The sequence below is a fragment of the Streptomyces olindensis genome, from assembly GCF_040645895.1.
Taxonomy (GTDB): domain Bacteria; phylum Actinomycetota; class Actinomycetes; order Streptomycetales; family Streptomycetaceae; genus Streptomyces; species Streptomyces olindensis.
In genome coordinates, this window is record NZ_JBEYZD010000009.1 from 26477 (window position 1) to 50639 (window position 24163).

The following is a 24163-nucleotide window of genomic DNA, read 5'->3' on the forward strand; positions in this document are numbered from 1 at the left end:
TCCAAGCCCCCGGGCCCAACCTTCGTCGCTACGAGCGACCACTTGCCGCGAGGCGAGCATGGCGGGTCGGTGCCACCTGACTTCGCAAGAGACCCACGTCAACGTGACGTGGGTCTCTTTTTGCTGGCCGGTTCTGCGAACAAAACGTTCGCAATCGAGGGCGGCTACCCGCTACCGAGCGGTAGGTGCGACGATCGGACGGCACAACTCAGCGTCAGGTGAAAGCAGAGGAAGTCGGCCATGGCAACGGCGCCCAGCGTCTCCTACTCGATGACGGTCCGGCTGGAGGTGCCCGCGAGCGGAACCGCCGTCTCGCAGCTCACCACCGCCGTGGAGTCCTCCGGAGGCTCGGTGACCGGCCTCGACGTCACGGCATCCGGTCACGAGAAGCTCCGTATCGACGTCACCATCGCGGCCACGTCGACCGCGCACGCGGACGAGATCGTCGAGAAGCTCCGCGGCATCGAGGGCGTCACGCTGGGCAAGGTCTCGGACCGGACCTTCCTCATGCACCTCGGCGGCAAGATCGAGATGGCGTCGAAGCACCCCATCCGCAACCGTGACGACCTCTCCATGGTCTACACGCCCGGTGTCGCCCGCGTCTGCATGGCGATCGCCGAGAACCCCGAGGACGCCCGCCGCCTCACCATCAAGCGCAACTCCGTTGCGGTCGTGACGGACGGCTCCGCCGTGCTGGGCCTGGGCAACATCGGCCCGAAGGCCGCGCTGCCCGTCATGGAGGGCAAGGCGGCCCTCTTCAAGCGGTTCGCCGGCATCGACGCCTGGCCGATCTGCCTCGACACCCAGGACACCGACGCGATCGTCGAGATCGTCAAGGCGATCGCCCCCGGGTTCGCCGGCATCAACCTCGAGGACATCTCCGCGCCCCGCTGCTTCGAGATCGAGGCCCGGCTGCGCGAGGCCCTCGACATCCCCGTCTTCCACGACGACCAGCACGGCACGGCGATCGTCGTCCTCGCCGCGCTCACCAACGCGCTGCGCGTCGCCGGCAAGGCCATCGAGAACATCCGGGTCGTCATGTCCGGCGCCGGCGCGGCCGGTACGGCCATCCTCAAGCTGCTGATCGCCGCGGGCGTCAAGAACGCCGTCGTCGCCGACATCCACGGCGTCGTGCACGCGGGCCGCGAGGACCTGGTGGACGCCGCCCCGGACTCGGCGCTGCGCTGGATCGCCGACAACACCAACCCCGAGGGCCTCACCGGCACGCTCAAGGAGGCCGTGCGCGGCGCCGACGTCTTCATCGGCGTCTCGGCCCCGAACGTCCTCGACGGCGACGACGTGGCCGCCATGGCCGACGGCGCCATCGTGTTCGCGCTTGCGAACCCGGACCCCGAGGTGGACCCGGCAATCGCCCGCCAGACCGCGGCCGTTGTCGCCACGGGCCGCTCGGACTTCCCGAACCAGATCAACAACGTGCTGGTCTTCCCGGGCGTCTTCCGCGGCCTGCTGGACGCCCAGTCCCGCACGGTCAACACCGAGATGATGCTGGCCGCCGCGACCGCCCTCGCGGACGTGGTGACCGAGGACGAGCTGAACCCGAACTACATCATCCCGAGCGTCTTCAACGACAAGGTCGCGGGCGCGGTGGCCGGCGCGGTGCGCGAGGCCGCCAAGGCGGTCGGCGCGGCGGCGAGCAGCCCGTCCGGCGTCTGAGGGGCAGGCCCGTCCGGCGGCTGAGGGAGCGGCCGGACAGGCCGGCGCCGGGGTCCGGGGGCGGCCGCCCCCGGACTGTGAGCATCCCCACGACGGCCCGGGACCGGCGCGTCGCGGGAACCCCTGTCAGCAGGGGGCTCTATCGTGTCGGCCAGGCTCAGGCCCTCTTTTCGTGTGACTCCCCAAGGGTGTTCCCACGACTCCTGCGGGTGCCGGATTGGCTTTCCCGCCGCAGGTAGAGGCAGGATGCGTCCCTGGGCGCGAGGGTCTGACGACGGACCCGGGTCCGGGGACTCATGGAGGACCCTGGCAGCATCGGCTTCGATCTGACGCCTCAACGGCAAGATGAACACGGGAGTAACAACATGAACCGCAGTGAGCTGGTGGCCGCGCTGGCCGACCGCGCCGAGGTGACCCGCAAGGACGCCGACGCCGTGCTGGCCGCGTTCGCCGACGTCGTCGGCGACATCGTCTCCAAGGGCGACGAGAAGGTCACCATCCCCGGCTTCCTGACCTTCGAGCGCACCCACCGTGCCGCTCGCACCGCCCGCAACCCGCAGACCGGCGAGCCCATCCAGATCCCGGCCGGCTACAGCGTGAAGGTCTCCGCGGGCTCGAAGCTCAAGGAAGCCGCCAAGGGCAAGTAAGCGTTCCATCGCGTGCGCCGTGGGCAACTGCGGGCCGCCTGTGGCTGGTCGCGCAGTTCCCCGCGCCCCTTCGGGGCGCGAGCCGCCGAGAGCCGCATGAAATGCCGAGGGGCGGCCACCTGGTTCAGGTGGCCGCCCCTCGGCGTGCATGGCCCGGCCGGGACTACCCGAGCCGGCCGGGACTACCCGAGCGCCTTGCCCGGCAGCTCGACCTTCGCGCCCAGCTCGACGAGCTTCTCCATGCTGTGCTTTCCCGGGGGATGACCCCCGGACCCCCAGCCGGGCGGGCGTTGCCGCAGGGCCGGGATCAGCCGAGCGCCTTGCCCGGCAGCTCGACCTTCGCGCCCAGCTCGACGAGCTTCTCCATGAAGTTCTCGTAGCCGCGGTTGATCAGGCCGATGCCGTGGACCCGGGACGTGCCCTGGGCCGCCAGGGCCGCGATGAGGTACGAGAAGCCGCCCCGGAGGTCGGGGATGACCAGGTCGGCGCCCTGGAGCTTGGTGGGGCCGGAGACGACCGCCGAGTGGAGGAAGTTGCGCTGGCCGAAGCGGCAGTCGGAGCCGCCCAGGCACTCGCGGTAGAGCTGGATGTGCGCGCCCATCTGGTTCAGCGCGGACGTGAAGCCGAGGCGGGACTCGTAGACCGTCTCGTGGATGATGGACAGGCCCGTGGCCTGCGTCAGGGCCACCACCAGCGGCTGCTGCCAGTCGGTCTGGAAACCGGGGTGGACGTCCGTCTCCAGCGCGATGGACTTCAGCTGCCCGCCGGGGTGCCAGAAGCGGATGCCCTCGTCGTCGATCTCGAAGGCACCGCCCACCTTCCGGTAGGTGTTCAGGAACGTCATCATCGAGCGCTGCTGCGCGCCGCGGACGTAGATGTTGCCCTCGGTCGCCAGCGCCGCCGACGCCCAGGACGCGGCCTCCAGCCGGTCGGGCAGGGCGCGGTGGTTGTAGCCGCCGAGCTGGTCCACACCGGTGATGCGGATCGTCCGGTCGGTGTCCATCGCGATGATCGCGCCCATCTTCTGCAGCACGCAGATGAGGTCCTCGATCTCCGGCTCGACGGCCGCGTTGGACAGTTCCGTGACGCCCTCGGCGAGGACGGCCGTCAGCAGCACCTGCTCGGTCGCGCCGACGGACGGGTACGGCAGCCGGATCTTCGTGCCGCGCAGCCGCCGCGGTGCCTCCAGGTACTGGCCGTCCGCCCGCTTCTCGATCTTCGCGCCGAACTGCCGCAGCACCTCGAAGTGGAAGTCGATGGGCCGACCGCCGATGTCACAGCCGCCCAGGCCGGGGATGAACGCGTGACCGAGACGGTGCAGCAGCGGTCCGCAGAACAGGATCGGGATACGGCTCGAACCCGCGTGGGCATCGATGTCGGCGACGTTCGCGCTCTCCACGCGCGTCGGGTCCATCACCAGTTCGCCGGGCTCGTCACCCGGACGGACCGTCACACCGTGCAGCTGCAGCAGACCCCGTACGACCCGAACGTCGCGGATGTCCGGAACATTGCGCAGCCGGCTCGGAGCGCTGCCCAGCAGCGCCGCCACCATGGCCTTCGGTACGAGGTTCTTCGCACCGCGGACACGGATCTCGCCCTCCAGCGGGGTTCCGCCGTGGACAAGCAGGACATCGTCGTTGACGGTCATGAATCTCGCGTTCCGTGGAGTCGGGCAGGGGCCAGGAGGGAAAGGGTAATCGCCCTCCACCCCCCTTCTGTAAGCCTGAGTCAGACCCAGCCACGTCATAGCTCTGTCACAACACGAACCGTTCCGTGCCGGGCACATGGGGTCACGGTCACACCCGTGCGCGTGGGACGCATCGGTGCGCCCCTGAGCTGCGCGCACTCCGGTCGCCCGCATTGCTCCCCACGGAAAGGGAAGATGCGGGATCATGTCTGGCATGACCGAGGTGTCCTCGCTCACAGGGCGGTTGCTCGTGGCCACGCCCGCCCTGGCGGACCCCAACTTCGACCGCGCGGTGGTGCTGCTCCTCGACCACGACGAGGAGGGCTCCCTCGGTGTCGTCCTCAACCGCCCCACCCCGGTGGACGTGGGCGACATCCTGGAGGGCTGGGGGGATCTCGCTGTCGAGCCCGGTGTGGTCTTCCAGGGCGGCCCGGTGTCGCTGGACTCGGCCCTCGGGGTCGCCGTCGTCCCCGGCGGCGCGTCGGGGGAGGCCGCCCCGCTGGGCTGGCGCCGGGTGCACGGCGCGATCGGTCTGGTCGACCTGGAGGCCCCGCCGGAGCTGCTGGCCTCGGCCCTCGGCTCCCTGCGGATCTTCGCCGGATACGCCGGCTGGGGCCCGGGCCAGCTGGAGGACGAGCTGGTCGACGGCGCCTGGTACGTCGTCGAGTCCGAGCCCGGCGACGTGTCCTCCCCGTCCCCGGAGCGGCTCTGGCGCGAGGTGCTGCGCCGCCAGCGCAACGAGCTGGCGATGGTGGCGACGTACCCCGACGACCCTTCGCTCAACTGATGTCTGTGAGCTTCAGTACCCTTGGGCCTATGAGCACTCTCGAGCCCGAGCGCGGGACTGGTACGGGGACCCTCGTAGAGCCGACGCCGCAGACCTCCCACGGTGACGGTGACCACGAGCGCTTCGCCCACTACGTCCAGAAGGACAAGATCATGGCGAGCGCCCTCGACGGTACCCCCGTCGTGGCGCTGTGCGGCAAGGTCTGGGTGCCGGGCCGCGACCCGAAGAAGTACCCCGTCTGCCCCATGTGCAAGGAGATCTACGAGTCCATGGGCTCCGGCGGCGACGACAAGGGCAAGGGCGACAAGTAGGCCCGGTCCGCTTGGCGTGAAGCCTCCAGGGTGCGTTTTGCGCGCCCTGGAGGCTTTTGTGCTGTCCGGGCGTTGCACGGGGTGCGTCTGCCGGTCACAGAGTGGTTGAGACCTCTTGTGGGCATGTTCACGCAGTCCCTAGCCTCCGAAGTGTTGTGCACAGCGAAACCTTCATTGCGCATGTTGCAACGCACCTTCGGAGGAGCACTCCATGAAGCTGTCCGTCCGTCTCGTCGGCCTCGGCGCGCTCGCCGCCCTCCTGGCCACCTCGTGCGCGCCCCAGACCTCCTCGAACTCCTCCTCCGACAAGGACGAGAAGACCGGCACGCTGCGCGTGTGGCTCTTCCAGGAGGTCGGCAACGCCCCCAAGGAGAAGGTGGTCGACTCGGTCGTCGCCGACTTCGAGAAGGCCCACCAGGGCACCGAGGTCAGCGTCGAGTACATCCCCATCGACACCCGCGCCCAGCGCGTCAAGGCCGCCTTCAACGACCCCGCCTCCGCGCCCGACGTCATGGAGTACGGCAACACCGACACGGCCGGCTATGTGAAGGACGGCGGACTCCTCGACGTCACGAAGGAGTTCGGCGACTGGAGCGAGGCGAAGGACACCGACCCGACGGCCAGACAGTCGGTGACCGTGGACGGCAAGGTCTACGGCGCCCCGTTCTACGTGGGCGTCCGCGCGCTGTACTACCGCACGGACGTGTTCGAGGAGCTGGGCCTGTCCGTCCCGAAGACGATGGCCGAACTGGCCTCCACCGCGCGGAAGATCCGCGCCGCCAAGCCCGAGCTGTACGGCCTGGTCGTCGGCGGGGCCTACACCTACGGCGCGGTGCCGTTCGTGTGGGCCAACGGCGGTGAACTCGCGAGCGGCAAGGGCGGCTCGTACGCGTCCGGCATCGACAGCCCGCAGGCCCGCAAGGGCATCGAGGCGTACACGTCCCTCTTCGGCGACGACAACTGCCCGGCCGCCAAGTGCGCGGGCATGGGCGGCAACGACACGGTCTCCGCGTTCGCCGCGGGCAAGGCGGGCATGGCGATCGGCGGCGACTTCAGCCACACCGCCGTCGAGGCCGGGAAGGGCAAGGGCAAGTACGCCGTCGTCCCCCTGCCGGGGGTGAAGCCCGGCTCGATCGCGCCCGCCTTCGCCGGTGGCAACAACATCGGTGTCCTGAAGAGCACGTCCCACCGCACGCTCGCGGTCCAGCTGATGGAACGGCTCGCCTCGAAGAAGACGCAGACCGAACTCTTCGACGCGATGGGCTTCCTGCCGACCTTCACGGACGTCCGCCGGCAGGTCGCGCGGGAGGAGCCGTTCGTGAAGCCCTTCGTCCAGACCCTGTCGGCCGGCACCAAGTTCGTCCCCGCGTCCCCGGCCTGGGCCCAGATCGACTCGCAGCTCGTCCTGCCGACCATGTTCCAGGAGGTCATCAGCGGCAAGAAGGACGTCGCCCGGGCCTCGGAGGACGCCGCGAAGAAGATGAACACGGCGTTCGGCTCCGCGGGGTGAGCGGGGTGAACGACCGTACGAACCCGGTGGACGCCGGTGCGGCGGGCCCCGGAACGGCCGGGCCCGCGTCCTTCCCGGCCGCCGGCCCCGCGCCGGCGGCGCCCGCGGGCGGCCCGCTTCCCGAGCCGGGACGTCCGCCCGGGGTGCCCAAGGGCGGTGACGCGCCCGCACCGCGCGCCGGGCGGCCGCGTGCGCGCCGGAGCGGCGCCGGCCGGACCGGGCGGGTCTCCGGCGGCCGGACGCCCTGGCTGTATCTCGCGCCCGCGCTCGTCGTGCTCGGCGGGCTGCTCGTCTACCCGATCTACCAGCTCGGGCTGATCTCCTTCTTCCAGTACACCCAGGCGCAGGTGAGCGGCGGGGAGCCGGCCACCTTCGAGGGGGTCGGGAACTACGCCGAGCTGTTCGGGGACCCGCAGTTCTGGCAGGTGCTGCTCGCCACCGTGCTGTTCGCGGCGGCCTGCGTCGTCTCCACCCTGGCGGTCGGCTGCGCCCTGGCCGTGCTGCTCACGCGCGTACGGGCCGTACCCCGGCTCGCGCTGATGCTGGCCGCGCTCGGCGCGTGGGCGACCCCGGCCGTGACCGGATCGACGGTGTGGCTGTTCCTCTTCGACCCGGACTTCGGCCCGGTCAACCGGATGCTGGGCCTCGGCGACCACTCCTGGACGTACGGCCGGATCAGCGCCTTCTTCCTCGTCCTGCTCGAAGTGGTCTGGTGCTCCTTCCCGTTCGTGATGGTGACCGTGTACGCGGGCATCCGCGCCGTACCCGCCGAAGTGCTGGAGGCCGCCTCCCTCGACGGCGCCTCCCAGTGGCGGATCTGGCGCTCCGTCCTCGCCCCGATGCTCCGTCCGATCCTGGTCGTCGTCACCATCCAGTCGGTCATCTGGGACTTCAAGGTCTTCACGCAGATCTACGTCATGACGAACGGCGGCGGCATCGCGGGCCAGAACCTGGTCCTGAACGTCTACGCCTACCAGCAGGCCTTCGCCTCCTCGCAGTACGGCCTCGGCTCCGCGATCGGCGTCGTGATGCTGTTGATCCTGCTCGCCGTCACCCTGGTGTACCTGCGGCTGCTGCGCCGGCAGGGGGAGGAACTGTGAATCTTCCGGTCCGTGTCCGCCGCCCGGGGCGCCTGGCCGCCGAGGCCTCCGCCCTGCTGATCGCGCTCGTCGTCGCCTTCCCCCTCTACTGGATGGTGCTGAGCGCCTTCAAACCGGCCGGGGAGATCGAGTCCAGCGAGCCCCGGCCGTGGACTCTCGCGCCCTCCCTGGATTCCTTCCGACGCGTCTTCGGGCAGCAGGAATTCGGCCGTTACTTCCTCAACAGCCTCGTCGTCGCGGGCAGTGTCGTGATCGCCTCGGCGCTGATCGCGTTTCTCGCCGCGACCGCCGTGACACGATTCCGCTTCCGCCTCCGGACCACCTTGCTGATCATGTTTCTGGTGGCCCAGATGGTGCCCGTGGAAGCCCTCACGATCCCCCTCTTCTTCCTCATGCGGGACGCCGGTCAGCTGAACACGCTGGGCTCGCTGATCCTGCCCCACATCGCCTTCTCGCTGCCCTTCGCGATCTGGATGCTGCGGGGGTTCGTGAAAGCCGTTCCGGAGGCGCTGGAGGAGGCCGCGTACATCGACGGGGCGAGCCGGGCGCGATTCCTCTGGCAGATCCTTTTCCCGCTCGTCCTGCCGGGTCTCGTGGCCACCAGCGTGTTTTCCTTCATCTCCGCATGGAACGACTTCCTGTTCGCCAAGTCGTTCATCATCAGCGACACCTCCCAGTCGACGCTCCCGATGGCGTTGCTGGTCTTCTACAAACCCGACGACCCGGACTGGGGCGGCGTCATGGCGGCGTCCACGGTGATGACGATCCCGGTGCTGATCTTCTTCGTGCTCGTGCAGCGACGGCTGGTGTCGGGGCTGGGCGGGGCGGTAAAGGACTGACGTGACTGAACTGATCCCGGCTCCCCGCAATGTCGTCGCCGATGACGGGGAACTACGGCTGACGGCGCACTCCCGGCTCCACGCCGGCACCGGCACGGAGGGCGTCGGCCACTGGCTGCGCACCGTCCTGCGGGAGGCCACCGGCCTGCCCCTGCGCGAAGGGCGGGAACCCGACGACGCGGGCGGCGACGGCATCCGGCTCCGGCTCGACGCCGGGCTCGGCGCCGAGGAGTACCGCCTCGTCAGCGACCGGAACGGCGTCCTCATCGAGGGCGGCGGCCCGGCCGGTGCCTTCTGGGGCGCCCAGACGCTGCGCCAGCTCCTCGGCCCCGACGCGTACCGCAGGGCCCCGCTCGCCCGCGACCGGGTGTGGGCCGTGCCCCACCTCACGATCGAGGACGGGCCCCGCTTCCCCTGGCGCGGCCTCATGCTCGACGTCGCCCGGCACTTCATGCCCAAGGAAGGCGTCCTGCGTTACCTCGATCTGATGGCGGCGCACAAACTCAACGTCTTCCACTTCCATCTGACGGACGACCAGGGCTGGCGCATCGAGATCGAGCGGCATCCGCGGCTGACCCGGATCGGCTCCTGGCGCGCCCGGACCAAAACCGGCCACCGCGCCTCCCCCTTGTGGGAGGAGAAGCCCCACGGGGGCCACTACACCCAGGACGACATCCGCGAGATCGTCGCCTACGCCGCCGAGCGGCATATCACCGTCGTCCCCGAAATCGACGTGCCCGGACACTCGCAGGCCGCCATCGCCGCGTACCCGGAACTCGGCAACACCGACGTCATCGACACCACCGCCCTCTCCGTCTGGGACACCTGGGGAATCAACCCGAACGTACTCGCCCCCACCGACAACACCCTGCGCTTCTACGAGGGCGTCTTCGAGGAAGTGCTGGAGCTGTTCCCCTCGGAGTTCATCCACGTCGGCGGCGACGAATGCCCCAAGGACCAGTGGCGGCGGTCGGCGACCGCGCAGGCGCGCATCAGGGAACTCGGGCTCGCCGACGAGGACGAGCTCCAGTCCTGGTTCATCGGGCACTTCGACGACTGGCTCACCGCGCGCGGGCGCCGGCTCATCGGCTGGGACGAAATCCTGGAGGGCGGGCTGGCGAAGGGCGCGGCCGTGTCCTCCTGGCGCGGCTACGCCGGGGGCATCGCCGCCGCCCGGGCCGGCCACGACGTCGTCATGTGCCCCGAGCAGCAGGTGTACCTGGACCACCGTCAGGCGCCGGGCCCCGACGAGCCGGTACCGATCGGGTGGGTGCGCACCCTGGAGGACGTCTACCGGTTCGAGCCGGTGCCTCCGGAGTTGACGCCCGATGAGGCCCGGCACGTACTGGGCACCCAGGCCAACCTGTGGACCGAGGTGATGGAGGACCAGGCGCGCGTGGACTACCAGGCGTTCCCCCGGCTCGCCGCCTTCGCCGAGGTCGCCTGGAGCGCCCTGCCCGCCCCGGCGGAACGGGACTTCGCCGGCTTCGAGCGCCGTATGGCCGCCCACTACCGGCGGCTCGACGCCCTGGGCGTCGCTTACCGGCCACCCGCCGGCCCGCTGCCCTGGCAGCGGCGACCCGGGGTGACGGGCCGCCCGATCGACGGCCCGCCGCCGAACCGGTAGCACCCGGCCGGTGCGGCCGGACAGCTCGGCCGGTGCGACCGAACAGCTCGAACAGGCCACGGAAAAAGCGCACAAGGGTCACCGAAAGTGCCAATCGCCACGCTCTGGCGAACCCGTGCGAAAACGGACCATCTCGCCGATGAGGTGGGCGAATGCCTCCTAGCGGACCCGTGTCTTCGGCTCTCGCCAAGATGTGCCAGAGTTGCCACGTCCGCCCTGTCAGCACGTACCGTACGGCAGCACAGGTGGGACCAGGTGGGGCAGCGGGAAGGGGCAGCCGGTTTGACCACGCACGCACCGCAGGCGGCGCAGGCCGTCACGCTGCCCACGACGCTGGACGAGGCCGTCGCGGCACTCACCGCCGTGCCCGCCGCCGTGCCCGTCGCGGGCGGCACCGACCTGATGGCCGCCGTCAACTCCGGGCAGCTCAGGCCCGCCGCGCTGGTGGGACTCGGCCGCATCAGCGAGATCCGCGGCTGGCAGTACCAGGACGGCCACGCGCTGCTCGGCGCGGGCCTCACGCACGCGCGCATGGGCCGCCCCGACTTCGCGGCCCTGATCCCGGCGCTCGCCGCCGCCGCGCGCGCCGCGGGTCCGCCGCACATCCGCAACGCGGGCACCCTGGGCGGCAACATCGCCTCGGCCGCCCCCACCGGCGACGCGCTGCCGGTCCTGGCCGCCCTGGAGGCGACCCTGATCATCGCGGGCCCGGGCGGAGCCCGCCGGGAGATCCCGGTGTCGCACCTGCTCGCCGGGATGGACATGCTGCGCGCCGGGGAACTCATCGGCTACGTGCGCGTGCCGCTGCTGCACGCCCCGCAGGTCTTCCTGAAGGCGACCGGCCGCACCGGCCCGGGCCGCGCGGTCGCGTCCGTGGCCCTGGTCCTGGACCCCGCGCGCCGGGGCGTGCGCTGCGCGGTGGGCGCCATAGCGCCGATGGCGCTGCGGCCCCTGGAGGCCGAGCAGTGGGTGGCCGGCCTCATCGACTGGGACAACAACCGCGCGCTCGTCCCGGAGGCCCTGAACGCCTTCGGGGAGTACGTCGCCGCGGCCTGCATCCCCGACGCGCCCCCGGGCGAGGACGGCTCCGTACCGCAGCTCCCGCCCGCCGTACTGCACCTGCGGCGCACCGTCGCCGCGCTGGCCCGACGAGCACTGGGGAGGGCGCTGTCGTGACCGACGACCAGCACGGAGAGGGCACGCCCCGGGGCGGGAGCCGCTGGGACCCGCTGCCCCAGGGCGAGTACGACGACGGCGCCACCGCCTTCGTCGAACTGCCCGAGGGGGGCGTCGACGCCCTGCTGGCGGCCGACAGCCCCCTCGCCGCGCCCGGCCACGGCTACGTACCGCCGCAGATAACGGTCAGCCCCGCGACGACCGCCGGGACCGACCCGGCCGCCACGGGCGCGTGGCCGGTGCCCGGCGCGCCCGTCGACGGCGCCCAGTGGCACGACCCGCACGACCTGCACGACCCGCATGACCCGCACGCGGCGCACCAGCAGGGGCAGGACGCGGGGGAGCAGCCCTACGGCTCCGAGGCGGCCTACGGCGCGGGCGCGCCCTACGGCTCCGGTACGCCGTACGGCACCGACGCGGGGGCGCGGCCGCACGGCGGGAACGACCGCTTCACGTACAACCCGGGCACCACCGGGCAGTGGAACTTCGAGGAGGCCACGGCGGCCGAGCCCGCACCCGGCCATGACGTGACCGGGCAGTGGTCCATCCCCGTCGCCGGGGGAGACCTCCCGGACGAGTCGGGCGAGTTCACCACGTCCTCCCTGGTCGAGCAGTGGGGCGGCACCCCACCGGCCACGCTCCCCGGCGGCGCGCCCGCGCCGTGGGCGACCCAGGCGGCCGGGCAGCCGTGGGACCGGCAGACCCCACAGGAGACGGCCGGGCAGGACCAGCCCGGCGCGGGTTACCCGCACGGCGCCGAACAGGGCCAGGGTCAGGGCCAGGGGTACGACCAGGGCCAGGGCCACGGACATGGGCACGCGCCTGAGCAAGGGCATGGCCATGGGCACGGGCCCGAGCAGGGGCATGGCCACGGGCACATGGAGGGGCACGGGCAGCCCGGGGGCCCCGGGCCGGCCTCCGGATACGCCGCCGTCCCGGGTGGCCACGCCCCGGAGCAGCCGCCCGCCGCGCCCCTGCCCCAGGAGACGGACGCGGCGCACGGTGGCCACCTGCCGCACGGGACGGATCCGACGCACGCCGCCCGCCTGCCGCACGAGGCGGGCCAGGGCGAGGACACGCCGGGGCAGCCGACGGCCGGCCACGCGCCGGAGCCGTCCCGCTTCGCCGACCCCGGGGCGGAATCCCCGGGCTTCACCGACTCCGCCCCGGAGCCCTCGGGTTACGCCGACGACGGGGCGGGACACGCGGGTGCCGTCGGCCACGGGCCGGAGCCGTCCGGCTTCCCGGGCCACGCCCCGGAGAGCACCGGCTTCGCCGACCACCCCGCGGAGCCCCTCCACTTCACCGACCACGGTGCGGAGCCCTCCCACTTCACCGGCCACGATCCGGAGCGGGCGGGCATCCCCGGTCACGATCCGGAGCGGGCGGGCATCCCCGGTCACGATCCGGAGCAGACGGGCGTCCCCGGTCACGGACCGGAGCAGACGGACGTCCCCGGTCATGGACCGGAGCGAACCGGCGTGCACGACGCCGAGGACTACCCCGGGCCCGACACGCACGCCCCCGAGCACCCCGGTGCCTCCGCCCACGCTCCCGAACACCCCGGCCACGCCGCGCACGCCCCCGACCAGCCCGCTCCCGCCGGTCACGGCGCCGAGCAGCCGTACGCCGAGCACCCCGGGGAGATGCCCGAGGAGGCCGCGCCCTCGCCCGAGGCGGACGCGGCGGACCCGGACGGCGTCGGGCCTGCGCAGGCCGCCCAGGAGGCCTCACAGCCCTCTCCCGGGCCCGGTGAGCCCGCCGAGGGCGTCCCGGGGGCCGCGGAGGGCGCCGACGGCCCCGCCGAGCCGTCCGCCGGGCCCCTCCCGGCCATGGCGGACGCGGACGCCGGACCGGAGGCCGCCGACGCCCCGGGCGCCGACGGCGAGACGCCCGACGACCCGGCACCGGAGGAGCCCGCCGCCTCGCACGACACGGCGGACACCCCTGACGACCCGTCCGCCGCCTCCCAGGACGGGGCGCCCACGGCCCCGCAGGAGGAGCACCCCCTCGCCTCCTACGTCCTGCGGGTCAACGGCACCGACCGCCCCGTCACCGACGCGTGGATCGGCGAGTCCCTGCTGTACGTGCTGCGTGAGCGGCTCGGGCTCGCCGGGGCCAAGGACGGCTGCTCGCAGGGCGAGTGCGGGGCGTGCAACGTCCAGGTCGACGGGCGCCTCGTCGCGTCCTGCCTGGTCCCGGCCGTGACCGCCGCCGGCAGCGAGGTCCGTACCGTCGAGGGCCTGGCCGAGGACGGGCAGCCCTCCGACGTGCAGCGGGCGCTCGCGCGCTGCGGCGCCGTGCAGTGCGGCTTCTGCGTCCCGGGCATGGCGATGACCGTGCACGACCTGCTGGAGGGCAACCCCGCCCCCACGGAGCTGGAGACCCGCCAGGCGCTGTGCGGCAACCTGTGCCGCTGCTCCGGCTACCGGGGCGTGGTGGACGCCGTCAAGGAGGTCGTCGCCGAGCGCGAGGCGCACGCCGCCCCGGGCGAGGGCGACGGCGACGAGCCCCGGATCCCGCATCAGGCGGGCCCGGGTGCCGGTGGCGTGAACGCGTCGGCGTTCGGAGCGCCCCCGGAACCGCACGGGCAAGAACCGCACTCTCCGGAACCGCATGACCAGCCCTACGGCCAGGACGGAGGCCAGGCGTGAGCAACGAAGCAGCCACCGCGCAGGCCGCGGAGGCCGCCCCCGCCCCCGAACCACTGCCGCACGGCATCGGCGCCTCGCTGCCGCCCGCCGACGCCCGTGCCAAGACGGAGGGCACCTTCCCGTACGCCGCCGACCTGTGGGCCGAGGGCCTGCTGTGGGCGGCCGTGCTGCGTTCACCGCACCCGCACGCGCGCATCGTGTCCATCGACACCTCCCACGCGCGCGAGATGCCGGGCGTCCGCGCCGTCGTCACCCATGAGGACGTCCCCGGCAGGCCGTTGCACGGGCGCGGCACGGCCGACCGTCCGGTGTTCGCCTCCGAGGTGGTGCGCCACCACGGCGAGCCCATCGCCGCCGTCGCCGCCGACCACCCCGACACCGCGCGCATGGCGGCGGCCGCCGTCATCGTCGAGTACGAGGTGCTCGACCCGGTCACCGACCCGGAGCAGGCCTTCGAGGCCGAGCCGCTGCACCCCGACGGCAATCTGATCCGGCACATCCCGCTGCGCCACGGCGACCCGGAGGCGGCCGGCGAGATCGTCGTCGAGGGCCTGTACCGCATCGGCCGCCAGGACCCCGCGCCCATCGGCGCCGAGGCGGGCCTCGCCGTACCGCGTCCGGACGGTGGTGTGGAGCTGTACCTCGCCTCCACCGACCCGCACGCCGACCGCGACACGGCCGCCGCCGCCTTCGCCCTGGAACCCGAGCGCGTCAAGGTCGTCGTCACCGGCGTCCCCGGCGCCACCGCCGACCGCGAGGACCAGGGCTTCCAGCTGCCGCTCGGCCTGCTGGCGCTGCGCACCGGCTGCCCGGTGAAGCTCACCGCCACGCGCGAGGAGTCCTTCCTCGGCCACGCCCACCGGCACCCCACGCTGCTGCGCTACCGCCACCACGCCGACGGCGAGGGCAGACTCGTCAAGGTCGAGGCGCAGATCCTGCTCGACGCGGGCGCCTACGCCGACACCTCCTCCGAGGCCCTCGCCGCCGCCGTCGCGTTCGCCTGCGGCCCGTACGTCGTCCCGAACGCCTTCATCGAGGGCTGGGCCGTCCGCACCAACAACCCCCCTTCCGGCCACGTACGCGGCGAAGGGGCCATGCAGGTCTGCGCCGCCTACGAGGCGCAGATGGACAAGATCGCCAAGAAGCTCGGCCTCGACCCGGCCGAGGTGCGGCTGCGCAACGCCATGGCGACGGGCGACGTGCTGCCGACCGGCCAGACCGTGACCTGCCCGGCCCCGGTCGCCGAACTGCTCCAGGCCGTCCGGGACTTCCCCCTGCCGCCCCTCCCCAAGGACACCCCCGAGGACGAGTGGCTGCTGCCCGGCGGCCCCGAGGGCGCGGGTGAACCGGGCGCGGTGCGCCGGGGCGTGGGCTACGGCCTCGGCATGGTGCACATGCTCGGCGCCGAGGGCGCGGACGAGGTGTCCACGGCGACCGTGAAGGTCCACGACGGCGTGGCCACGGTGCTGTGCGCGGCCGTCGAGACCGGCCAGGGCTTCACGACGCTGGCCCGGCAGATCGTCCAGGAGACCCTCGGCATCGACGAGGTGCACGTGGCGCCCGTCGACACCGACCAGCCCCCCGCGGGCGCGGGCTGCCGCGGCCGGCACACCTGGGTGTCGGGCGGTGCGGTGGAGCGCGCGGCCAAGATGGTCCGCACCCAGCTCCTCCAGCCGCTCGCCCACAAGTTCGGCATGTCCACGGAGCTGCTCCAGATCACCGACGGCAAGATCACGTCGTACGACGGGGTCCTCTCGACGACCGTCACCGAGGCGCTGGACGGCAAGGAACTGTGGGCCACCGCCCAGTGCCGTCCACACCCGACCGAGCCGCTGAACGAGGCCGGCCAGGGCGACGCCTTCGTGGGCATGGCCTTCTGCGCGATCCGCGCGGTGGTCGACGTCGACATCGAGCTCGGTTCCGTACGGGTCGTGGAACTGGCCGTCGCCCAGGACGTGGGCCGGGTCCTGAACCCGACCCAGCTGGCCGCCCGGATCGAGGCGGGCGTGACCCAGGGCGTGGGCATCGCGCTCACGGAGAACCTCCGCACACCGCGCGGCCTGATCCGCCACCCGGACCTCACCGGATACGCCCTGCCGACGGCCCTCGACGCGCCCGACATCCGCATCGTCCGGCTGGTCGAGGAACGGGACGTGGTCGCGCCCTTCGGGGCCAAGGCGGTCAGCGCGGTGCCGGTCGTGACGTCCCCGGCGGCCGTCGCGTCCGCCGTACGGGCCGCGACGGGCCGCCCCGTGAACCGGCTGCCGATCCGCCCGCAGGCCGCGGTGGTCACGGACCGCTCCTGATGCCCCTCGCGGGCGGGGTGGTCCTGGTCACCGGCGTCATGGCGGCCGGCAAGTCGACGGTCGCGCAGGCGCTGGCGCGGACACTGCCGAGGGCCGCGCACGTCCGCGGGGACGCGTTCCGGCGCATGATCGTCACGGGCCGGGAGGAGTACGTCCCCGGCGCGGACGGTGAGGCACGGGCCCAACTGCTCCTGCGGTACCGGCTGTCCGCGGCGACCGCCGACGCCTACGCCGAGGCCGGCTTCACGGCGGTCGTCCAGGACGTGGTGCTCGGCGAGGACTTGGAGACGTACACCGGCCTGGTGCGCACCCGCCCGCTGTACGTCGTCGTCCTCGCGCCGAGCCCCGAGGCGGTGGCCGCGCGGGAGGCGGAACGGCCGAAGACGGGCTACGGCGGCGGCTGGACGGTCGCGGCGCTGGACGAGGAGCTGCGCGCGCGGACCCCGCGGATCGGACTGTGGCTCGACACCTCGGAGCTGACGGTGGGACAGACGGTCGAGGCGATTCTTTCGGGAAGGGAACGCGCCAGGGTCGTCTGAGCGTCATGAGGGGTGGACGCGTTGTGGTCGCTGGGCACGCGTCGCTGTTCCGGGGCGTTGTCAGTGGTGGGGCGTAGTGTTCTGGGCAGTGGGGGACGGCTGCCGGGCCTGGCCGGGCGGTCTGCCGTGCTCCGCCAGGGGATGGTGAGCAAGCACATGCGGGGGAGCCCATGAGTACGACCGACGCCGGTGCCGCGGTGATCACCCTGACCGAGGCCGAACTGGACCCGTGGGTGACGCACGCGTCGACGCGCCACTGGCTGACCGGCCCCGGACTGCCGTCCGACAGCGGCCTGCTGAGCTTCGCCGAGCTGCGCAGGGAGGGCCTGCGCACGGTGGCGGACTCGACGGGCGACCCGGAGGACCGGCTCTCGGCCGAGCTGCGCGAGCAGCTGGTGATAGGCGGACTCCTCGGCCCCGCGGGCCTGGAGACCGAATCGGTCCTGCTGGACGGCGCGACGGGCGAGGTCTCGACGACGCACCTGCTGCACGACCGGCCCGACCTCATGGACCGCCGCCCCCTGGCCCCCTCCTTGCGGACGCTGGTCCGCTTCGCGGAGGCGACGGACGAACTGGCGGGGCTGCGCGGCCAGTTCGCCTCCTACGCCGGCCGCTACGGCCCGAAGGCGGTGGCGGAGGCGTCCCAGCACCTCCTGGCGGTCTTCCGGGACGGCGCGGACGGCGAACCGGCCCCGTTCTGGAAGATGGCGGCACTGATCCGCCCCCTGTCCCTGGTCGCGGGCCGCGGCGGCGCCTCCGGCCTCTCCCTCGACCTCCCGCACCGCCTCCTGGACCAGGAGTTCGGCCCCGGCAAGGTGGCGCGCTTCGAGGACGTCGACTTCCCGGCCACGCTCACGCACGAGCCGACCCGCCGCTTCCTGCGCGAGGTGGGCCTCCCGGAGGACGCCCACGTCTTCTCCCTCGACACGGACGTTCCGCTGGCCACGCTGGCCGAGTTCCACGCCGACGCCGACACCCCGGCGCGTCTCCCCGCCGGGGCCGACCGCCTGATACGCCTCGGCCACCTGGTCGAGGACCACAGCCTGGTCGTCGACGGCGCGACGGGCGCGGTCCTGAACTGGAGCGAGCCCGAGGCGACGCTCCACCCCCTGAACACGGACGTGTCGACGCTCGCCTTCACGCTCTGGCTCCTGCACCGCGAGCGGGCCATCGACGAGCAGTCGGCCCACGAGCTGACGACCGACACCTACGACCAGCTGGCCATGACGATGCTCCAGGTCCTGTCGGCGGTCGACCCGACGGGCGTCGCGGCGGGCAGCTCGGGCCGCCACTACTGGACGGACGCGTTCCAGGACGAGGCGGGCGGGGTGCTGTGAGACACCCCGGGCCGGCGGTCACGTCGGTCCCACCCGCTCCAGCCGGGTCCAGCCCGCCCACCCGCGCCGGTTCAGCAGCTCGATGAACCGACGGGCGGAGGGCACGGTGTCGAACGCCAGCGTGTCCATCAGCTCGGCGAGCGGCGGCTCCACGCCGGCATCACCGACGTACTCCTCACCCCGCTCCTCGGCCAGCCTCGTGAGACAGGCGGCCACCCTGTCGGCCAGCTCGACCAGCCGCGGATCGTCGTTGCCCCGGTCGAGAGCCTCGCCCAGGGTCAGGTAGAAGTCGACGAATTCCGGGTCGGCGAGCTGCTCCTGCTTGCGCGCGATCCATTCACCGACGCGCTCGGGCGAGCGTGCGGCCAGCGGGATCCAGCCGTCGCGTTCGGCCCGGACGATCCGTTCGTCGACTCCGAGCGCCCGCAGCCGCTCCAGGAACCCGACCACCTCCGGTGGCAGTGCCAGGCTGTCCCCGGAGGCGAGGCGGGCGATCCGCTCCCGGTGCCGCCGCCGCTCGCGGATCTCCGCCTGGAGCCGTCCGTCGATCTCCGCGACCGCCGCGGCGAACTCCGCCTCACCGGCCTGCAGCAACTCCCGCACCCGCGCCAGCGGCACCCCGGCCTCGGCGAGCGTCCGGATCCTGATCAGCTCGACGACGGCACCGGCGCCGTACCGCCGATATCCGGAGTGGTCGCGCTCGGGCTCGGGCAGCAGCCCCCTGGCGTGATAGTGCCGCACGGCGCGCACGGTCACTCCGGCGTACGAGGCCAGTTCGCCGATGGTCAGCATGGGGCCAGTCTGCTCCGGACGATCGCGGCGATGTCAGGGGCGTGCGTGAAGACCAGCCCGTGGTCGGCGTCGATCCAGTCCGCCGAGACGTGTGGCCGCTGGCGCAGAAGCCGCTCGACGCCGGACCGCCAGAGCCGGTTGTGCCGAGGGGCACGCCCTTCGGCGACGTCGCCGGCGATCGCGGTGGACATGATGACGTGGACGGGCAGGTCGATCTTCCGGTACCGGTCGAGGATCTCGCCCCGGACCACATCCATCTCCCGGCCCAGGGCGAAGATGTCCTCGGCGGTGAGCGCCACATGACGTGCCGCCCCGGCCTCCGCCATGGCCCGGAACTCCGCGAGGTCGGTGTCCGTGAGGAACGGCTCGGGCAGCGGATTCGCCCCGTCGATGAGCACCAGCCCGGCGATGCTCTCGGGACACTCGGCCGCATGGTGCACGGCAAGGTCCGCGCCCAGGGAGTAGCCCACGAGCACAGGCGCCGCGGGCAGGTCGAGATCCGCCAGCACGGCGGCGAGGTCACTCAGGAAGGCGTCGAAGGAGTACCGCTCGGCGGGGGACGCGGAGCCGTGCCCGCGGAGATCGAAGGCCACCACGTCGTGGTCACGCCGCAACAGCCCGATGAGCTCCGACAGGTCGGCCTGCGTGCAGGTCAGCCCCGGGCACAGCACCAGAGGCCGCCCGCGGCCCCCGCGCGACACCGGGAGGGTGACACCGCCGTGCCGGACAGTGAACCGCGTCAAGGAGTTGTCGCTTCCGTCAGCCATACCGGCCATGCTCGGAGGCTGCCCCTGCGTCAGGGTCAAGCGCGGCAGCGGCCGTATCGAGCCCCCGTTGCGCCCTGGACGCGCCCTCCCCTCCTCCTGGACGCCTCCCGCATGCTCACACCATGGGGGATACAGGAGAGTCGACCATCATCCCGTTACCCGACCCCGACGGACACCGCCAACCGCCGCCCGACGCGCCGCAGCCGTGGGAGAAGACGGACCGTGCCCAGGCGGCACTGGAGGGCGCCACCGGTCCGGAGCCCCCCGCTCCACCCCTCTGCCCCAACTGCGGACTCGTGGGCGACCGGCGCGTCACCTACTACGGCTGGCACGTCCTGCTCGAACCGGACCTGCCCGTGCCCGCGCACATGGTGCCCGCGTGGCACCGCTGGTACGTGGACGCCAACGGCACCGCCTGGAACAGCCGCGAGGACGAGCCCGCGCCCGGCGCGGTGTGCCGCGTACCGCACCGGATCGCCTGCCCCGGTCTGAGACTGGAGGAGATCGGCCTCTGGCGATGGCTGGACGCCGTACGCGCGGAGAACGCACGCCGGGCCCAGCGACAGGCCGACAGGGAAGCCGACCCGGGAGCCCTGCCGAACGCCGGCTGACGAAGCGGTGCGAGGACCGTGGGGCGTACGACCAAGGTCCCAGGAGGGGGCCGTCTCACGACAGGGGTCAAAGTCGCCTGTGGACCTTACGCTGGCGGACATGCCTGACTCCAAGCCGCGTGACGCCGATGTCGTGGGTGCCGTTGTCCCGCCCTCTCTCGACGAGGGCGACGAGGGCGACGAGGGCGTGCTGGGGCGGGCCTACCGGGCGTTGAGTGTCGGGATCGTCTCCGTCGTGCTGCTCATCGCCTTCGAGGCGACGGCCGTCGGTACGGCGATGCCGGTCGCCGCGCGGGAGTTGGACGGGGTGTCGCTGTACGCCTTCGCGTTCTCCGGGTACTTCACGACCAGCCTGTTCGCGATGGTGCTCGCGGGGCAGTGGTCGGACCGGCACGGGCCGCTCGGGCCGTTGTCGGCGGGCATCGCCTCCTTCGGGGCCGGGCTGCTGCTGTCCGGGACGGCCGGGGTGATGTGGGTGTTCATCCTGGGGCGGGCCGTGCAGGGACTCGGCGGCGGACTGGTGATCGTCGCGCTGTACGTCGTCGTCGGGCGGGCCTATCCGGAGCGGTTGCGGCCGGCCATCATGGCCGCGTTCGCCGCGAGCTGGATCCTGCCGTCGGTCGTCGGCCCCCTCGCCGCCGGCACGGTGACCGAGCGGCTCGGCTGGCGGTGGGTGTTCCTGGGGATACCCGCCCTGGTCGTGTTCCCGCTCGCGCTCGCCCTGCCGCAGATACGGCGCCGGGCATCCGGACCGGTGGGGGAGCAGGCCGCCCCGGGCGCGAAGGCCGTCCCGGGCGCGAAGGCCGTCCCGGGCGCGAAGGCCGTCCCGGGCGCGAAGGCCGTCCCGGGCGCGAAGGCCGCCCCCGGCACGAAGGCCGCTCCCCGCACGAGGGCCTCCTCCGGCCGTCGCCGCATCCGCCTCGCCCTCGCCATCTCCCTCGGCGCCGGCCTCCTCCAGTACGCGGCCCAGGACCTGCGCCCGCTGTCCCTGGTAGCCAGGGCGCTCGGCGTGGCCCTGCTCGTGCCCGCCGTGCTCGGGCTGCTCCCGCGCGGGACCTACCGGGCCGCCCGCGGGCTGCCGTCGGTCGTGCTGCTGCGCGGCGTCGCCGCGGGGTCGTTCGTCGCCGCGGAGTCGTTCGTGCCGCTGATGCTGGTCACCCAGCGCGGGCTCAGTCCGACGCTGGCCGGGTTCTCCCTCGCGGCGGGCGGCGGGACCTGGGCGCTGGGCTCGTGGGTGCAGTCGCGGTCGCGGCTCGAACCGTACCGGGAGCGGCTGACGACCGCCGGGATGCTGCTGGTGGCGGCGGCCGTCGCCACGGCGCCGAGTGTGCTCGTCGACTCCGTGCCGGTCTGGACCCTCGCCGTCGCCTGGGCCTTCGGCTGCTTCGGCATGGGGCTCGTCATCTCCTCCACGAGCGTGCTCCTGCTCAAGCTCTCCGCCCCCGAGGAGGCCGGCACCAACTCCGCCGCCCTGCAGATCTCCGACGGTCTCTCCAACGTCCTCCTCCTCTCCGCCGGCGGCGCCGCCTTCGCCGCCCTGGGCGGCGGCACGGTCTCCCACACCACCGCCCACACCTCCGGCTCCCACCCGGCCGCCTTCACCGCGGTGTTCCTGCCGATGGCGGCGGTGGCCCTGGCGGGCGCATGGGTGTCGACGCGCCTGCGGGAGCGACGGCCGTAGCCCCGTGTCCGGCCCCCGCTGTGGTGAGAGGGGGCTGTGACGTCGGTCCCACCCGTGAGGGACGCGGCCCGGTCCGCGCGTGGGCCGGTGGGGTGCGCCGGTAGGGTGGCCCGGTTGTCATACGTAGCCGAGCCGTCAGGCTCCCTCGAACGAGCCGCCCGACCCCCAACGGAGACCGTGACTACCACCGCCGGCACCAGCACCGCCTCGCACCACCTCTCCCCGGCGTTCCCCGGGCGCGCCCCCTGGGGCACCGCCAGCAAGCTCCGCGCCTGGCAGCAGGGCGCGATGGAGAAGTACATCCAGGAGCAGCCGCGGGACTTCCTGGCGGTCGCCACCCCCGGCGCCGGCAAGACGACCTTCGCGCTGACGCTGGCGTCCTGGCTGCTGCACCACCACGTCGTGCAGCAGGTGACCGTCGTCGCCCCCACCGAGCACCTGAAGAAGCAGTGGGCCGAGGCCGCGGCCCGGATAGGCATCAAGCTCGACCCCGAGTACAGCGCCGGCCCGCTCGGCCGGGAGTACCACGGTGTCGCCGTGACGTACGCCGGTGTCGGCGTCCGGCCCATGCTGCACCGCAACCGCGTCGAGCAGCGCAAGACCCTCGTCATCCTCGACGAGATCCACCACGCCGGTGACAGCAAGTCCTGGGGCGAGGCCTGCCTGGAGGCCTTCGAGCCCGCGACGCGGCGGCTGGCGCTGACCGGTACGCCCTTCCGGTCCGACACCAACCCCATCCCCTTCGTGACGTACGAGGAGGGCAACGACGGCATCCGGCGCTCCGCCGCCGACTACACCTACGGCTACGGCAACGCCCTCGCCGACAACGTCGTCCGGCCGGTCATCTTCCTCTCCTACAGCGGCAACATGCGCTGGCGCACCAAGGCCGGTGACGAGGTCGCCGCCCGGCTCGGCGAGCCCATGACCAAGGACGCCATCAGCCAGGCCTGGCGGACCGCGCTCGATCCGCGCGGGGAGTGGATGCCGGCCGTGCTGCGGGCGGCGGACCAGCGGCTGACCGAGGTGCGCAAGGCCATCCCGGACGCGGGTGCGCTCGTCATCGCCTCCGACCAGGACTCGGCGCGTGCCTACGCCAAACTGATCCGGGAGATCACCGGCAGCAAGGCGACCCTCGTGCTGTCCGACGACTCCGGCGCCTCCGAGCGGATCGACGAGTTCAGCGGCAACACCGACCGGTGGATGGTCGCCGTCCGGATGGTGTCCGAGGGCGTCGACGTGCCGCGGCTCGCGGTCGGCGTGTACGCGACGACGATCTCGACCCCCCTCTTCTTCGCCCAGGCCGTCGGCCGTTTCGTGCGGTCCCGGCGCCGTGGCGAGACCGCCTCCGTGTTCCTGCCGACCGTGCCCGACCTGCTCTCCTTCGCCAACGAGATGGAGCGCGAGCGCGACCACGTCCTCGACAAGCCCAAGAAGGAGGGCGAGGAGGACCCCTACGCCGAGTCCGAGAAGGAGATGGACGAGGCGAACAAGGAGCAGGACGAGGACACCGGCGAGCAGGACATGCTGCCCTTCGAGGCGCTGGAGTCCGACGCCGTCTTCGACCGGGTCATGTACAACGGCGCCGAGTTCGGCATGCAGGCCCACCCGGGCAGCGAGGAGGAGCAGGACTACCTCGGCATCCCGGGGCTGCTGGAGCCCGACCAGGTCCAGCTGCTGCTGCAGAAGCGGCAGGCCCGGCAGATCGCGCACAGCCGCAAGAAGCCGGACGAGGAGGCCGACCTGCTCGAACTGCCCGCCGAGCGGCGGCCGGTGGTCTCCCACAAGGAGATGATGGAGCTGCGGCGGCAGCTCAACACCATGGTCGGCGCCTACGTCCACCAGAGCGGCAAGCCGCACGGCGTGATCCACACCGAGCTGCGGCGCGTGTGCGGTGGGCCTCCGGCGGCTGAGGCGACGGCCGGGCAGCTGCGGCAGCGGATCGCCAAGGTGCAGGAGTGGGCCACGCGGATGAAGTGACGCCGCCCGCCCGGCGCCCGGTGGGCGCATACCACCGCAAACAGCGCCGGCGCACGACGATCACTGCCCGGATTCTGGACGGAGCCTTCCGCTCAGCGAACCCCCTTCGCTACTGTCCCGCTACGCACACGCCCCGTGGCA

At 72.7% G+C, this 24163-nt stretch carries 19 protein-coding genes; 16 read left to right on the plus strand and 3 right to left on the minus strand.

Going from position 1 to position 24163, the window contains the following annotated elements:
• Positions 1 to 240 precede the first annotated feature (240 nt).
• Both ABZ948_RS07460 and ABZ948_RS07465 read left to right on the plus strand, forming a co-directional pair.
• Positions 241 to 1674, plus strand: a complete 1434-nt coding sequence (locus tag ABZ948_RS07460) for an NAD-dependent malic enzyme (RefSeq protein WP_359757995.1) — start codon at positions 241 to 243, stop codon at positions 1672 to 1674.
• Between the two features lie 365 nt (positions 1675 to 2039).
• Positions 2040 to 2321, plus strand: coding sequence for an HU family DNA-binding protein (locus ABZ948_RS07465; protein WP_003990598.1), 282 nt, complete (start codon positions 2040 to 2042; stop codon positions 2319 to 2321).
• 307 nt (positions 2322 to 2628) lie between these two features.
• Here the strand turns inward: ABZ948_RS07465 and murA are convergent, their stop codons facing one another.
• On the minus strand, positions 2629 to 3969 hold the full coding sequence (gene murA, locus ABZ948_RS07470) for a UDP-N-acetylglucosamine 1-carboxyvinyltransferase (RefSeq protein WP_094052211.1): 1341 nt from the start codon (positions 3967 to 3969) through the stop codon (positions 2629 to 2631).
• Between the two features lie 253 nt (positions 3970 to 4222).
• Here murA and ABZ948_RS07475 point away from each other — a divergent pair, with 253 nt between their 5' ends.
• The 11 genes from ABZ948_RS07475 (at position 4223) to ABZ948_RS07525 (ending at position 18194) form a co-directional block, all read left to right on the plus strand.
• Complete coding sequence (locus ABZ948_RS07475) at positions 4223 to 4795, plus strand: YqgE/AlgH family protein (RefSeq protein ID WP_031113139.1); 573 nt, start codon at positions 4223 to 4225, stop codon at positions 4793 to 4795.
• Between the two features lie 29 nt (positions 4796 to 4824).
• Positions 4825 to 5106: a DUF3039 domain-containing protein gene (locus ABZ948_RS07480; RefSeq protein ID WP_031113140.1), complete on the plus strand. Its 282-nt coding sequence runs from the start codon at positions 4825 to 4827 to the stop codon at positions 5104 to 5106.
• Between the two features lie 211 nt (positions 5107 to 5317).
• On the plus strand, positions 5318 to 6616 hold the full coding sequence (locus tag ABZ948_RS07485; RefSeq protein WP_359757996.1) for an extracellular solute-binding protein: 1299 nt from the start codon (positions 5318 to 5320) through the stop codon (positions 6614 to 6616).
• Between the two features lie 143 nt (positions 6617 to 6759).
• Positions 6760 to 7716: a carbohydrate ABC transporter permease gene (locus tag ABZ948_RS07490; protein WP_435857468.1), complete on the plus strand. Its 957-nt coding sequence runs from the start codon at positions 6760 to 6762 to the stop codon at positions 7714 to 7716.
• A complete protein-coding gene (locus tag ABZ948_RS07495; RefSeq protein WP_359757997.1) occupies positions 7713 to 8555 on the plus strand; it encodes a carbohydrate ABC transporter permease in 843 nt (280 codons plus the stop codon). The genes ABZ948_RS07490 and ABZ948_RS07495 overlap by 4 nt, the downstream gene beginning before the upstream one ends.
• Before the next feature lies 1 nt (position 8556).
• Positions 8557 to 10182, plus strand: coding sequence for a beta-N-acetylhexosaminidase (locus tag ABZ948_RS07500; protein ID WP_359757998.1), 1626 nt, complete (start codon positions 8557 to 8559; stop codon positions 10180 to 10182).
• Between the two features lie 282 nt (positions 10183 to 10464).
• On the plus strand, positions 10465 to 11358 hold the full coding sequence (locus ABZ948_RS07505) for an FAD binding domain-containing protein (protein WP_359757999.1): 894 nt from the start codon (positions 10465 to 10467) through the stop codon (positions 11356 to 11358).
• Complete coding sequence (locus tag ABZ948_RS07510; protein ID WP_359758000.1) at positions 11355 to 14012, plus strand: 2Fe-2S iron-sulfur cluster-binding protein; 2658 nt, start codon at positions 11355 to 11357, stop codon at positions 14010 to 14012. Before ABZ948_RS07505 ends, ABZ948_RS07510 begins: the two co-directional genes overlap by 4 nt.
• On the plus strand, positions 14009 to 16318 hold the full coding sequence (locus ABZ948_RS07515) for a xanthine dehydrogenase family protein molybdopterin-binding subunit (protein ID WP_359758001.1): 2310 nt from the start codon (positions 14009 to 14011) through the stop codon (positions 16316 to 16318). The genes ABZ948_RS07510 and ABZ948_RS07515 overlap by 4 nt, the downstream gene beginning before the upstream one ends.
• Positions 16318 to 16857, plus strand: coding sequence for an AAA family ATPase (locus tag ABZ948_RS07520; RefSeq protein ID WP_359758002.1), 540 nt, complete (start codon positions 16318 to 16320; stop codon positions 16855 to 16857). Before ABZ948_RS07515 ends, ABZ948_RS07520 begins: the two co-directional genes overlap by 1 nt.
• A 170-nt stretch (positions 16858 to 17027) precedes the next feature.
• A complete protein-coding gene (locus ABZ948_RS07525; RefSeq protein WP_359758003.1) occupies positions 17028 to 18194 on the plus strand; it encodes an SUKH-4 family immunity protein in 1167 nt (388 codons plus the stop codon).
• 18 nt (positions 18195 to 18212) lie between these two features.
• On the opposite strand, the gene ABZ948_RS07530 is transcribed toward ABZ948_RS07525, so the two are convergent.
• Together ABZ948_RS07530 and ABZ948_RS07535 are read right to left on the minus strand one after the other, a co-directional pair.
• The gene (locus ABZ948_RS07530) at positions 18213 to 18986 is read right to left on the minus strand and encodes a MerR family transcriptional regulator (protein ID WP_359758004.1); all 774 of its coding nucleotides are present in this window, start codon (positions 18984 to 18986) and stop codon (positions 18213 to 18215) included.
• The gene (locus ABZ948_RS07535; protein ID WP_359758005.1) at positions 18980 to 19753 is read right to left on the minus strand and encodes an alpha/beta fold hydrolase; all 774 of its coding nucleotides are present in this window, start codon (positions 19751 to 19753) and stop codon (positions 18980 to 18982) included. The genes ABZ948_RS07530 and ABZ948_RS07535 overlap by 7 nt, the downstream gene beginning before the upstream one ends.
• A 122-nt stretch (positions 19754 to 19875) precedes the next feature.
• On the opposite strand from ABZ948_RS07535, the gene ABZ948_RS07540 reads away from it, so the two are divergent.
• The 3 genes from ABZ948_RS07540 to ABZ948_RS07550 all read left to right on the plus strand — a co-directional run bounded on the left by ABZ948_RS07540 (position 19876) and on the right by ABZ948_RS07550 (position 24022).
• Positions 19876 to 20364 carry a DUF6083 domain-containing protein gene (locus ABZ948_RS07540; protein WP_359758006.1) on the plus strand — a complete coding sequence of 163 codons (489 nt, stop codon included), beginning with the start codon at positions 19876 to 19878 and terminating at the stop codon, positions 20362 to 20364.
• Positions 20365 to 20464: 100 nt separating this feature from the next.
• Entirely contained in the window at positions 20465 to 22045 is a 1581-nt protein-coding gene (locus ABZ948_RS07545; RefSeq protein ID WP_359758007.1) for an MFS transporter, read from the plus strand.
• Positions 22046 to 22222: 177 nt separating this feature from the next.
• Positions 22223 to 24022, plus strand: a complete 1800-nt coding sequence (locus ABZ948_RS07550) for a DEAD/DEAH box helicase (RefSeq protein WP_359758008.1) — start codon at positions 22223 to 22225, stop codon at positions 24020 to 24022.
• Positions 24023 to 24163: the final 141 nt, after the last annotated feature.

Excerpts from the sequence above, each read along its gene's own strand:
- murA (WP_094052211.1), bottom strand. The coding sequence starts at position 3,969 with ATGACCGTCAACGACGATGTCCTGCTTGTCCACGGCGGAACCCCGCTG.
- ABZ948_RS07535 (WP_359758005.1), bottom strand. The coding sequence starts at position 19,753 with ATGGCTGACGGAAGCGACAACTCCTTGACGCGGTTCACTGTCCGGCAC.
- ABZ948_RS07525 (WP_359758003.1), top strand. The coding sequence starts at position 17,028 with ATGAGTACGACCGACGCCGGTGCCGCGGTGATCACCCTGACCGAGGCC.
- ABZ948_RS07520 (WP_359758002.1), top strand. The coding sequence starts at position 16,318 with ATGCCCCTCGCGGGCGGGGTGGTCCTGGTCACCGGCGTCATGGCGGCC.
- ABZ948_RS07460 (WP_359757995.1), top strand. The coding sequence starts at position 241 with ATGGCAACGGCGCCCAGCGTCTCCTACTCGATGACGGTCCGGCTGGAG.
- ABZ948_RS07480 (WP_031113140.1), top strand. The coding sequence starts at position 4,825 with ATGAGCACTCTCGAGCCCGAGCGCGGGACTGGTACGGGGACCCTCGTA.
- ABZ948_RS07485 (WP_359757996.1), top strand. The coding sequence starts at position 5,318 with ATGAAGCTGTCCGTCCGTCTCGTCGGCCTCGGCGCGCTCGCCGCCCTC.
- ABZ948_RS07530 (WP_359758004.1), bottom strand. The coding sequence starts at position 18,986 with ATGCTGACCATCGGCGAACTGGCCTCGTACGCCGGAGTGACCGTGCGC.
- ABZ948_RS07545 (WP_359758007.1), top strand. The coding sequence starts at position 20,465 with ATGCCTGACTCCAAGCCGCGTGACGCCGATGTCGTGGGTGCCGTTGTC.
- ABZ948_RS07540 (WP_359758006.1), top strand. The coding sequence starts at position 19,876 with ATGGGGGATACAGGAGAGTCGACCATCATCCCGTTACCCGACCCCGAC.
- ABZ948_RS07475 (WP_031113139.1), top strand. The coding sequence starts at position 4,223 with ATGACCGAGGTGTCCTCGCTCACAGGGCGGTTGCTCGTGGCCACGCCC.
- ABZ948_RS07465 (WP_003990598.1), top strand. The coding sequence starts at position 2,040 with ATGAACCGCAGTGAGCTGGTGGCCGCGCTGGCCGACCGCGCCGAGGTG.